Source organism: Flavobacterium sp. FlaQc-48, assembly GCF_044007335.1.
In the GTDB taxonomy this organism is placed as follows: Bacteria; Bacteroidota; Bacteroidia; order Flavobacteriales; family Flavobacteriaceae; genus Flavobacterium.
In genome coordinates this window covers 57570-70880 of the sequence record NZ_JBIPCR010000007.1, presented here as the reverse complement: position 1 = coordinate 70880, position 13311 = coordinate 57570, and the positions used below count along the sequence as shown (strand labels likewise).

Below are 13311 nucleotides of genomic sequence, written 5' to 3'. Positions count from 1 at the left end.
TAAATACCAATGAAAAAAAACACTTTCTTACTATTTATTTTATTGTCACTATCTTTCTTAAACCATACTGCTGCCCAAACTACTGCTGCAGAAATTCTAATTCCACCTGAAATAGAAAACCCAGAATTACTCGGTATAAACAAAGAAGCCTATCACGCCACATTAATGCCTTATAGCAGCCTCCAGGAAGCTTTGACAGCCAAGCGACATGCTTCATCGTTTTGCAAAAGTCTTAATGGGGATTGGAAATTTAACTGGGTGAACACACCGGAAAAACGACCTGTCGATTTTTACAGGCCTGATTATGATGTTTCCGGCTGGAAAGAAATTACTGTTCCCTCCAACTGGGAGGTGCAAGGTTACGGGACACCTTTTTACAGAAACTTAGGCTATACCATCAAAAAAGATTATCCACATGTCATGAGTGAGCCTGATAAATCTTATACAGCATATAATGAGCGAAACCCTGTGGGAAGCTATCGCAGGGAATTTTCTATTCCTGAACAATGGATAGGGCGCCGTAATTTTATTACATTTGATGGTGTTGACAGTGCATTTTTTTTATGGGTAAATGGTAAAAAAGTAGGCTTTAGCGTAAATAGCCGTAATGCCGCCGAGTTTGACCTAACCCAATATCTGCAGCCTGGTAAAAACATGATTGCTGTAGAGGTATATCAATATAGTTCCGGTACTTGGCTGGAAGACCAGGATATGTGGCGTTTACACGGGATTTTTCGCAATGTAACGCTCTGGAGCGCCCCACAAGTGCATATTCGTGACTTTTTTGTAAAAACAGATTTAGATAAAGACTATAAAGATGCAACATTGGATGTATCTGCTAAAATTAAAAATTATAGTGATAAAACCTCCAAAGCACAAAATTTTACCGTCACACTTTACGACAACCAAAACAAAGAAATAGGCAAAGGCAGTACCACTGGAAACATCCTTAAATCCAATAACGAAGAGTTATTAAATGTAAAAATCAAGGTCGATAATCCGCTAAAATGGACTGCTGAAACCCCTAATCTGTACACCGTTGTATTGACCAGTTCAGAAGGCGAAATAATATCATCAAAAATAGGTTTTCGGAAAGTAGAAATCAACGGAAGAATTTTCATGGCAAATGGAGTGCCAATCAAGTTGAAGGGTGTAAACCGTCATGAGCATTGGTCCGATGTAGGTCATGCCGTAACTGAAGAGCAGATGATTCGTGATCTGGAAGTAATTAAACAGGGGAATTGTAATCACATCCGCACCAGTCATTATTCAAATGACCCACGCTGGTATGAGCTTTGTGACGAATGGGGAATTTGGCTGGTTGCCGAAGCCAATATGGAATACCACGGTTATAATACCCGATTTGATGAAGAAACAACAATAAAAGCAGCTATTATTGACCGCAATGTGGCCAATGTTGAGAATTTCAAAAACCATCCCTCGGTAATTATCTGGTCGCTTGGAAATGAAGGAGGCGGCATCAGTACGAATCTCAAGGCTGCTATGTCTGCTGTTAAGGCTATAGACCCTACTCGTTTTGTTCACTACGAAAGGTTTGGAAGCGGTAAAAATAATCCTGCTGACCTCGATGGCCGTATGTATGGCAGTGCAGCAGATTATGTTGATATGGCCAGAAATTGGGGTTTGACCAAACCACTTTATATCTGTGAGTTTGTTCATGCTATGTTTAATTCTATGGGCTCTCTTGACCAATACTCTAAAGCTTTTGATCAAAATCCTGAAATTTTGGGTGGTGCTATCTGGGAGTTCCAGGATCAGGCATTGTGGAACAAGCGCGATCCGAATCACCCAATCTTAGCCTACGGAGGAGGCTTTGGCGAGTATCCAAATGATCATTATTTCATTCATAAAGGAGTGGTTTCTTACGATCGTGCAACCGAAGGAAACAATGTAAAGCCACATTATCCTGAAATGAAAAAAGCATTTCAATGGATCGATACCGAACTAACGGATCCTGCTAATGGCGGTCTTAAAATTAAGAACAAGTATCAATTTATTTCCCTTGATGGTTTTGAGCTCTCGTGGAGTCTAAGCGAAAACGGGCAGGAAATTGATAATGGTAAAACTGAAATCCGTCCCACATGGGGAGAAAAAAGAGTTTTTGCGGCAAATATTCCTTATAAAACAGAGCATCCAAAAGCAGGTACTAAATACTATTTGCGCGTTTCATACCGCTTAAAAGAAAAAACACTTTGGGCTGATAAAGGTTTTGAAGTTGCAACAGAGCAGTTTTTACTTCCTGTAAACACATTTCCTGCAGAAGAACTAAAAGTCACTCAGCCTGTAAAACTAGCGCAAAACCCGCAATCAGCTGTGATTTCCGGAAAAGACTTTTCTGTAAGTTTTGATAAAAAAACGGGGTTTATGAATCAGCTGACCAAAAATGGAATTAATATTTTAGCTTCAGATGGTTCGCCTAAACTGCATTTATGGCGCGCCTCTCACCGTAACGACGATGACTGGGCTTATCAACAATGGGAAAAGTACGGAGTAACGACACTTCAATATACAGTAGTTGATTTTAAAGTCGAAGTTATTGATAAAGCCTGCGTGAAAGTAACTTCTGTAACAAAAGCAGATGGTAAAGAAGGTTTTGGCGTTTATCATACAGCAACTTATACTATTAAAGGCGATGGGTCAATAAAAGTTGATAATCAGGTTCAATTTGTTGGTTTAAGCATCAACTTAGCCCGAATTGGTGTGCGGATGTTACTCGACAAAAAGCTTGATCACATAAAATTTTTAGGTCGTGGTCCCTTCGAGAATTATTCCGATCGCAAGAGTTCAGCTCAGGTTGGCCTTTACGAATTGGGCGTAAATGAACAATACGAATATGAAAAACCGATGGAACGCGGTAACCATGAAGAAGTCAGTTGGGCAAAACTAAGCGGTAAAGATATGCCCTGGCTAATGGTGAAAGCGGATGAAAAATTGATGCAGGTCTCTGCTCTTCCCCATACTGATGAGCAAATGTATCCGGTAGAGTATAAAATTGACTTACCTCCCAGTACCTCAACTGTGTTCTGTCTTTCAACTAAAACACTAGGTGTAGGATCGGCTAGCTGTGGCCCAAGACCACTTGAGCAATATCAGGTTTTTGCCCTCCCAACCTCATTTACCTATACCTTAAACTTGTTTTAATCTGTAAATTTGATTGAACATGAGTACTATTAATTACTAAATAAGCTCAAATCATGACTACTCAAAATTTGTCTATACTATTTCATGATCTTCATAAATGACAGACTGTCGTACCTTATATGCTAAAAAACCTAAAGCCTTAGACAGGCTTTAGGTTTTTTTATATTATACTCTTTTATATTTAAATTCTATTTCTGTTTTTTTACCATTATAGGCAACATCTTTCCTTTAAGTTTTTTTTACGGAGTCATTTCACAAAAACGCTATTTCAGTGTACGCCCCTTTATGAAGGCAATAATCCAGAACTAATTCAATAGCAGCATTCCTCCATTACAAGGAATTGCTATTTCAATCTCATGACTGTTTTTAAGCTTCATTGTTTTTACAGTTCCCTTTAAATGTTCATCATCCAGGTAACATCTTAATGTTTCCCCGGAAGCAATCATTGGCAACTTGATTTTTAGTTTTGCCGTTTCTTTTTGAGCATTCACTCCTGCTATGTACCACTTTGTTCCTTTTCGGCGGGCAAGCACTACATATTTACCAGGATATCCTTCTAAAAAACGAACTTCATCCCAAGTCGTGGGAACTTCTTTCATAAAGTCTATAGCCCAGGCGGGAGCATCGGTTAAATTATTTGGTGCCAATGCAAAATGCTGTACACCGCTTTGAAAAAGCACCGCAGCTGCTAAGGCAAATACGTCAGAAGTTATTCGTTTTGAACCTTTATTGGGTTCATTTTCACTGTTATAAAACTGATTTAAAGCACTTCCTCCAAAATCCATACTTCCCACTGTATTTCGAATAAAAGGATGTGTCGCAGCATTAACCGCTTCATTATCACAGCTTTTTTGTCCAAAATGCAGATTTTCACTTGCTAAAACCGCTTCACTAGAGGCAAAATTTGGATACATACGCTCCCAGCCTCTTGGTAAGGTACAACCGTGAAAAATAACCATTAGTCCAAAATCATTGGCATCTGTCAGGATCTCTTCGTATAATTTCATGGTTACTTGTTTATCTCCTCCAAAAAAATCTACTTTAATCCCTTTTACACCTATACTTTTCATCCATGCCATTTCCTGACGACGCATTATTACATTGTCCATCATGCCACGCGGTCCCTGAGGTGCGTCATTCCAATATCCATTCGAGTTGTACCATAAATACAAACCAACTCCTTTTGTTTCTCCATATTGGGCCAGTTCGGCTATTTTGTCTTTTCCGATCTGGGTATCCCAAAGTGCATCAATTAAGATAGTCTGATATCCCATCGCCGCACTGAAATCTATATATTGTTTTTGCACCGGAAAGGTGGTGTTGTTATCCATTTTGATAATCCAGCTCCATGAACCTTTAGTGTATTGGTATTCTTTAGAGGCTTTATATTTTGGTTTAACCAAATCAAAAGGAATAGTGGTTTCTACAACAGGTGCCAGGGTTTCTCCAATAGTAATTGTACGCCACGGCGTTTCACCCATTAATGGTATCCCCGGAGCGGTTGTGCCGTTTCCGTTGTTTTCTCCTTCCATTGGAAATCCTATCGTGTACAATCCCTTATCTCGCCCCATTAACCTGCTGCCACAATAACCGCTGTCTACGCCGGTTTCGGATAGTAAAACCCATCCTTGATTCTTTACTTTAAAAAGACATGGAAAGGTATACCCTTCTCCTATTCCGTTCTTGCCCATGGAATCATCTAGTGTATACGATGTTTCATAACTTGGTGCAGTTCTGGCAAATCCTGTCATGGGTTTGCTTTGCGGACAAAGAAATGTAGTGGTCCCTTCCGGTAAAACAAAACCGGATACTTCTTCCTGCACCACACAGGAGCGGGCTTCTTTTTGAGGATATATTTTATATTTAAAAGCTGCATTATTATTACTGACCCTAAATATGATATCAATAGCTTGTTTCCCTTCTTTAGTAAAAGAAAATACAGCCTCATTAGCTGTATAATGTACACTTTGTTTTTTTATATTAGGAAGCTGATAGGTTTCATCAATCTTTTTTTGATCTGCACTGGCCTTCAAAATTAATCCTGTGGTAAAATCCCCAACATTTGTTTTTAAACCAAGGGGTGAATTTTTCAGGAAAGTTTTTCCGTTATACGAAACACTGTATACCGGCATATTATTCTCCACAGCCAAAACTACTGTGAGTTTTCCATCGGGGCTTTTTACCACTGATTGTGCGTTTAATTTCAAAAAAGTAAAGAGAAGTAAACATAAGGCATATTTAAAATTCATAACTAATTATTTGGTTATTGGTTTATTTTTATTTGCAAAAGAAGAACTTCATCATAATATGGAATTCTTTCACTTAACAGAATGCAAACTAAATTAGAGAAAAAAGATTCAGTTGTACAATAAAATTCCAATCTGGTTATTATTTATCTTTTGCACATAATAATTTATTGAACAGATACTTTAATCATTTTTAAATCTTTAGCATCTGAGCTATTACCATAATAGACCTCGTATAAGCCTGATGTTACCTTCATTCCAACAGTAGTGGCATCGTAAAACTCAAATGAAGAAGCTGGTAAATCTATAGTAACAAGCTGCTTTTCACCCGCTTTTAAATTGATTCTTTTAAATGCTTTCAATGTTTTCAAAGGTCCATCAGTATCCTTTTCTTTTCTGACATAAACCTGTACGATCTCTGTTCCGTCACGTTTACTAACGTTTTTTACAGGAAAACTTAATTGCGTATTTTCATTCGGTTTTATATCCGCTTTACTCAATTTTGCCTCACCAATAGTAAATTTAGAGTAGCTTAAGCCAAAACCAAACGGAAACAAAACATCTGTTGTGTATCTATAAGTGCGACCTTTCATCGAATAATTTTCAAAATCACCTAATTTATCTGAGTTTTTATAAAATGAAACAGGTAGTTTTCCCGCGGGATTATAGTCTCCAAAAAGAACGTCCGCAACGGCCTGACCTCCGGATTCACCCGGATACCATGCCTGCAGAATAGCGTCACAGCTTGCTGTCTCCGGCGTTAAGGCAATTGCAGAGCCGGAGCAGTTTACAAAAATTACTTTTTTACCTGCCGCTTTAAGTTCTTTTAAACATTTTCTCTGAACGGCCGGAAGCTCAATATCAGTACGGTCACCGCCTTTAAAACCCGGGGAAGAAACAGGCATTTCTTCTCCTTCAAGCAAAGTAGAGAGCCCACCTGCAAAAATTACGGTATCGATGCCTTTTAATTTTTGAATTAATGAACTGAAATCAATGTCAAATTCTTTTCCAAAATCAAATTCAAGATTCGCCTGCCAATTGTTGGACTGGGCAAAAAGAATTTCGATTTTATATTTTTTACCCGCCTGAACCGGAAATGAAATATTTCCCGGAACAGTACGCCAATTGGTATATTTTGCAATTGATTTTCCATCAACCAGTAATTCAAAAACACCAGTAGCTCCTGTTTTAAAAACAAGCGTATCGTTTGCTTGTGCTGAAAACTCTGTTTCATATTTTGCTGAAAAGCCTTCCAATTTTACCCCTGAGGCAAATTCATGCTGACCGGCAGTAGTCATTTTAACAGGATTTAAAATCTGCTGGGTGATGACACTGCTCCCCTCTCTATTTGGATTATTCCAATAGGTTGCTTTCATTCCTTTTTTTCCTTCAAATGAAATTTGGTTAAAATAGCTTTGGTTTACTTTATCCTCGACTAAATCGCACGCTTTATCATAAAAGATTTTATTTTCCGGAATTTTGGATTCTATTCCGTCTTTAATGGTAATTGTTTTAACGGGTGTTCCATTATAATTTCCCCACAACATGGGTTCATTATCAGCATTTGGTCCTAGTACGGCTATTTTATTTATTGCTTTATTTAAAGGAAGAATGCTGTTTTTGTTTTGTAAAAGTGTCATGGACTTTTGAGCCATTTCAAGTGCTAACTGCTGATGCTCTTTACTGTTAAGAACCGATGCCGGAATTTGAGCCCACGGCACTATGGCATCATCATCCATTTCACCTAAGTCAAAACGGCCCACTAATACACGAAGCAGACTCTTATCAATATCCGATTCTTTTATAAGATCTTTAGCAACAGCTGCCGGCAGTTCTTTAAAGGGATATTTCTCCCAGACACATTCGACATCTGTTCCGGCAAGAACCGCTTTTGATGCAGCATGCACGGCATCTGATGAAACTTTGTGAGTCGTATAGAAATCAGTTACAGCACCACAATCTGAAACTACCAGATATTTAAATCCCCAATCATCTCTTAGAATACGCTGCAATAATCTGGTATTGCTGCAGCAGGGTTCATCATCTAAACGTTGATAAGCACACATTACCTGGCGCACATCAGCATCCTGTACGAGTGCTTTAAATGCCGGCAGATACGTTTCATACAACTCACGAGGATCTACATTATTTAAATTCAATTCATGCCTGCTCCATTCTGGTCCTGAGTGAACAGCAAAATGTTTGGCACAGGCTAAAAGTTTACGGTATTTAGCATCTGCCGGACCCTGTAGTCCTTTTACAACCGAGATTCCCATTCGGGAAGTAAGATAGGGATCTTCCCCATAAGTTTCCTGACCACGGCCCCAACGCGGATCCCTGAAAATATTTACATTGGGTGTCCAGACCGAAAGGCTTAAAAAGCGTTTATTTTCATTACCGTTTTTAATCCATTGATTGTATTTTGCCCGCGCTTCATCTGATACCGCATCAAAAACACGATACAATAACTGATCATCAAACGAGGCGGCCATACCTATAGGTTCTGGAAAAACAGTAACATTGTCATTATTGGCATAACCATGCAGCGCTTCACTCCACCAATTGAATTTTTTGATTCCAAGTCTGGGTATCGCATCACTTTGATCACACATTAATACCGCTTTTTCTTCAAGGGTTAATCGTGAAATTAAATCTTTTGCCCGCTCTACTGAACTGAGCGCGGGATTCTTGTACGGATATTGCTGCGCGTTTACACTAAAAAAAGACACTAAACTTAAAATATACAGGCAAGTGATTTTCATATTTTTACTATTGAAATTAATGTACAAAGTGTTATTCTGTTGAAACTGGTAAATTTTATTTTTGAGTCTGACCTTCAATATTGAAATAATCAAAATCTACATAACCGCCTTTATTTTTAGTGGCATAGTTGAACAACCCAAATCGATACCCCATAAAATGAGGAATTGTATAAGGCAGTTTTATCGGATTCCCGATACTAATCCATTTTTGACCATCCAAACTGTAAAAAAATCTTCCGGTATCTGCTTTATCTTTAAAATCACATGCTGCTTTGAAATACACTTTATCCTGCGTTAAAAGAATACTTTCAACTTCACGCGGATTCCCTTTAACGGCATCAATCATGACCAGTTTTTTTGCACCATTTTCAACCTTTACTGCTAAAAGTCCATATTCTTTTTGCAGCAAAGAAATCCCTGCAAAGTCACCTTCTTTCATTTTAGAAACTTCCAGGAATGTAGCTGCTGAACATTCAGGCCCGAAAGTTCTTTGAGTAAGGGTATTTTTAGCCTGAACAAAACTGCTGTCTATCCGGCCTGTTTTTAATCTTAAATATCCTTTTCTTTCCTTAAGAGACCACAGTGAATTATCAGAATTGTGGTTCCATTGCCAGACTAACGGCAGTTCTTTATCTCCTTTTTTGCGGTTAAAATCATCAGAATTAATAATCCCGGGAATCAAACCTCTGCTGGCGGGTAAATCCAGATATTCCGGTACTTTACCATTTTCGCCCGGAATTGGCCAGCCTTCCTTCCATTCAACAGGAACCAGATAAGGAATACGGCCTACGCCTCCGGAATCTTTAAATAAATACGAAAACCATTTCCCGTCCGGTGTATCAATAAGCCCGCCTTGTGCAACTCCCTGATCCTGCAGGCCTATTTTTCCTTCCCAAGGCCCGGAAATACTATCTGCTCTATGTATAATGACAGTACGCATACCCTCTTTTGGCCAGGTGATATTAAACAAATAATATTTCCCATTGACTTTAAAAAGCTGTGAACCCTCAGACTGGAGCATGATATTGTTTCCTGCAGGAGCACTGGCATTTTCAATCAACACTTTTTTTGTTTCTTTTTTTACATCCGAGAGGTCTGAATTCAACTCTATAATCTGCAGTTTTCCTGCTCCCCAAATCATATAAACTTTTCCATCGTCATCAAAAAAAATCGTGTGATCATGATACGAATTATTTAAAACTGTTCTTTTCCAAGGGCCTTTTTCAATGTTTTTTGTAGAAAAAATATAGGTTTTACCCGTTGTTCCGGAAAAAGTACTAACGTAATAGATACCATTATGATAACGCAGACTACTGGCCCATGAACCTCTGCCATAATCATTTTTGCCGTTATTTAAATTTAAACGGTCATCATTATCTTCCAGGGTTTCGTATACATAAGTTAAAAGTTCCCAATTTATTAAGTCCCTGGATTTCATTATGGGCAAACCGGGATTCATATGCATGGTGGTACTGCTCATGTAATAAGTATCATTAACCCGAATCATGGACATATCTGGCACATCTGCAAAAATGACCGGATTTTGTGCTTTCTTTTGTTGTGCGTAATTGGTTTTGACCAACCCAACAACCAGAATAATGCATAAAAAAGCTTCTCTTATTTTCATCGTTTTATCTTAGAATTGAATTAGAAATAAATACCTCATCATGATCTATTTTTTAAGAGGTACAATCTGTTCTGTCCAGGTTGGACTATTGATATAAAACTTACCATCAGCATAGTGCACGGGCTCAATCCCCAATTGAGGAAATTTTTCCCATGGCTGAAAGCTTTGACTATACGGATAAGGCCTTTTTTCATCCATAAAATAATGGCACGATGTCCATAAATTGCCATCGGGTCCCTCAAACAAAGCATTGTGCCCTGTTTCCTGATAGGGATCCTGAGTGTCTGTAAATTGTAAATTATCGTATCCTCCGCTGATTGCTAATTCTGGACGATAGCCTTTTTTTCGGGTTCCAAAAACAGGTTCGCGGGAAACCAATTCCCAAGGTCCCATTGGAGATTTTGATTTTAACAATCCTACTTCATATCCGCGGGTCCAGGTAGAGAAAAACATGAAATAAGTTCCTTCCTTTTTAATTACAAATGGGCCTTCAATTCCACCGATCATCCAATCCGGATAAGCCGGTTGCTTTTTGTCTAAAAACTTTTCAATTGGAGTCGTTAGTTTTCCCGATTTCAAATCAATTTTTGCCTGAAAAAGTCCATTACCACTACAGTACAAATAAGTCTCCCCATTATCATCTTCAAATAAAGTAGCATCATTATTATACTGATTGGTCAGCGGGCCGTTTACTAATTTATAGGGTCCTGTAATTTTATCCGCCGAAAAAAGCCAGATACTGTGTGTACTCATTCCTTTTGGATCTTCCCTGGTAACCTTACCACTGTTTACTGTAAGCCAGTATTTATTTTGAATAAAATGAATTTCAGGTGCCCAGAAGCGGCCATTATACGGGCAGTCTTCCGGTAGTTTACTGGCATCAATTAAATAGGAATGAAATTTCCAATGTATCAGGTCATCTGAAACTAGGAGTTTAACGCCCGGATTGGGTCCTGTCCATACAGGATTAGAAGTTCCTGTGGCATACCACTTCTCACCTACTTTATTAATCATATAATCACGCATAGAAAGCAGAGAATCTCTTGTTATGGGATTCGTATATCTAAATACTTTTTCGGGCTCATTCGTTTTTAGTTTTGCTGTATCCTTTTTTTGCGCCGACGAAACAGCGAAAAAAATCAAAAAAAGTACCCTAAGCTGGCTTCGCATCATTTCTGTTTTTTTATAATTTTAAAATTCTTAGCTGATAAAACTTTGGGCTGTTATGATCCTCTTTAGCTATTAGTTTGATGTTTATCATTTCCATTTTATCTATGTTTAACCTCATTACATTATTTTCTAAAGACATGATCTGAGCAGGTTTTTCATTTACAAGAATTGTGATGTTATCCATTTTAAATTCATCTATAATACTTATATCTAAAAATTTACCTGACTTATTTTTATTTAATAATTGATATGAAATAAAGGAACGGGTGCTTCTCCATGACTTTCCATCATCGTAGCCGGAACTGCTTTTTTCGCCTTTATAAAAATGATCTACTTCTGACTGCTGCTCCCCGCAGTTAATTTTATCTACAGTTTTAGATTCAATAGCCATTGCCTCTATTTCCTGCTGTTTCAATACATCATGTTTTTCTTTGAACTGTTCTTTTGAGTAGTTTTGAAAATACATTTGATAACGTGCGTCATGCACTTCAAAAAAAGGTTCTAATTCTAATGAATCTAAACTAAAACGCATATTCCCTAATTCCTTAAGTTTTTTAATATAATCTGCCTTATTGCCTACCAGGGTATACGCTTGATCCATTGGGTAATATTTGCCGCTTGCGGTATGCCCCATTCGGCTGTCGTCAGCAAATAAGCCATCTAAATCTTTTGCAGATGTTTTAGCGGCCAGTACAATAGGACCGTTGACAAAAGCACTCCAGTTTGAACCATCAGGCAGACCTTCTAAATGTGTAGACGTTTTGAACTTAACCGTTATGTGATCGCCGGATTTCCATTTTCTTTTCAATACCACATAGCCGGAGGGCTTGGCTTCTGTTTTTTGGGATTTTCCATTTATTAAAATTTCAAAATTTTCAGCCCAGTGCGGACAGCGGATATTCAATGAAAATGTTTTCGCTTTTTTTAGTTTCAACACTAAATCGGTATTATTTTCAAACGGAAATTTTGTGGTTTGTTCTATCTCAATATCTCTTTCCTTCCATTGCAATACTGAAGGAATAAAAAGGTTTACAAAAACGTCATTGTGGGTATGACTGTAAATTAACTCCCCATATTTAGAATGATTTTCAAGCCCTGAACCTACACAGCACCACATACTGGTTTCCGGCTGGGAATAAACACGATAATGATTGGGCCTGATAGGAGTAAAATATACAAAACCTCCTTTTTGGGGATGCTGGCTTGAAAGAATGTGATTGTAAAGTGTACGTTCATAGAAATCGAGATAACTCACATCATTTTTGTCCAGAAACAAGGCCTTGCTTAAACGTTCCATATTGTACGAATTGCAGGTTTCAGGCCCTTGATTTGACTTGACCATACTGCTGAAATCATCTGTTGAATTGAAATGTTCGGCAACACTATTACCTCCAAAAGCTACGCTGCGTTTTTGAGTAACATTCTTCCAAAAAAATTCTGCCGCATCTGACCATTCTTTATTTCCGGAAAGTACTGCAATTTTTTCAAAGCCAATAACTTTTGGAATTTGGGTATTGGCATGCAGTCCTGTTAATTTATCTTCTTTTTTTAATAACGGATTTAGAAGTGCCAGATGTGATATTTTTTGGGCTGTTTCCAAATACTTCTTATCCTTCGTAATGATATACAAATCTGCAAAAGATTCATTTATACCGCCATGTTCTGTTTTTAAGATGTTCTGTATCTGCTCATCAGAAAGCGGGCGGATGAGTTCTATAAACCAGTCTCCAAGTTTTATTAAAACATCCTTTGCTTTTTCATTATCGGCATAATGATAAGCATCATTTAAACCCGCAAAAAGTTTATGGATATTGTACAGCGGCACCCATGTATTATTTAAGCCAAAACTGCTTCCGTCTATATCGCCGTTGTGAAGCCGATCCCAAAAAATCTTTCCCTGTGGAATTCCGCCTACATAACCATTACCATTTTTTTCCTGGCACAGCGCTAACTCTGAAACCATATAGTCCAGCCGATTTTTAAGCTCCATATTTCCTGTAGAAGCATACATCATTGCCAGTGCAGAAAGATAATGCCCTGCAATATGCCCGTCCAGTCCTATACTTTCCCAATTGCCGTATCGATCTGCTTTTACAGGAAGTCCTGAAGCTATGAGGTAAGGAGCTAAAAGTTTATCCGGATTAAGCGCAAAAATATACTTAAGATCTACATCCTGAGCATTTTTAAATGGCCCGTCTTTTAATCTTACTTCACTCAAATCAAATGACTGCATTTGAGCTACGGCAGAAGATCCAATGAATAATCCCAGCAGACAATATGAAATTTTATATTTCAATAAAAGATTTCTCATAATAGTTTTTTGTAATTAAAAGCCTGATGTTTC

At 38.0% G+C, this 13311-nt stretch carries 6 protein-coding genes; 1 reads left to right on the top strand and 5 read right to left on the bottom strand.

Annotated elements, in window-relative coordinates; genetic code table 11:
• The first annotated feature begins 9 nt into the window (after window positions 1-9).
• Window positions 10-3162: a glycoside hydrolase family 2 TIM barrel-domain containing protein gene (locus tag ACHRWY_RS13020; RefSeq protein WP_395355152.1), complete on the top strand. Its 3153-nt coding sequence runs from the start codon at window positions 10-12 to the stop codon at window positions 3160-3162.
• 305 nt (window positions 3163-3467) lie between these two features.
• Here the strand turns inward: ACHRWY_RS13020 and ACHRWY_RS13015 are convergent, their stop codons facing one another.
• The 5 genes from ACHRWY_RS13015 to ACHRWY_RS12995 all read right to left on the bottom strand — a co-directional run bounded on the left by ACHRWY_RS13015 (window position 3468) and on the right by ACHRWY_RS12995 (window position 13278).
• The gene (locus ACHRWY_RS13015; RefSeq protein WP_395355151.1) at window positions 3468-5411 is read right to left on the bottom strand and encodes a glycoside hydrolase family 97 catalytic domain-containing protein; all 1944 of its coding nucleotides are present in this window, start codon (window positions 5409-5411) and stop codon (window positions 3468-3470) included.
• Between the two features lie 164 nt (window positions 5412-5575).
• Window positions 5576-8170 (bottom strand): xylan 1,4-beta-xylosidase, encoded by a 2595-nt coding sequence (gene xyl3A / locus ACHRWY_RS13010; RefSeq protein ID WP_395355149.1) that lies wholly within the window; start codon window positions 8168-8170, stop codon window positions 5576-5578.
• A 55-nt stretch (window positions 8171-8225) separates the two neighbouring features.
• Window positions 8226-9797 carry a glycoside hydrolase 43 family protein gene (locus tag ACHRWY_RS13005; RefSeq protein WP_395355148.1) on the bottom strand — a complete coding sequence of 524 codons (1572 nt, stop codon included), beginning with the start codon at window positions 9795-9797 and terminating at the stop codon, window positions 8226-8228.
• A gap of 45 nt (window positions 9798-9842) precedes the next feature.
• Window positions 9843-10970, bottom strand: coding sequence for a glycoside hydrolase family 43 protein (locus ACHRWY_RS13000; RefSeq protein WP_395355146.1), 1128 nt, complete (start codon window positions 10968-10970; stop codon window positions 9843-9845).
• 10 nt (window positions 10971-10980) lie between these two features.
• Complete coding sequence (locus ACHRWY_RS12995; RefSeq protein WP_395355144.1) at window positions 10981-13278, bottom strand: beta-L-arabinofuranosidase domain-containing protein; 2298 nt, start codon at window positions 13276-13278, stop codon at window positions 10981-10983.
• Window positions 13279-13311 lie beyond the last annotated feature (33 nt).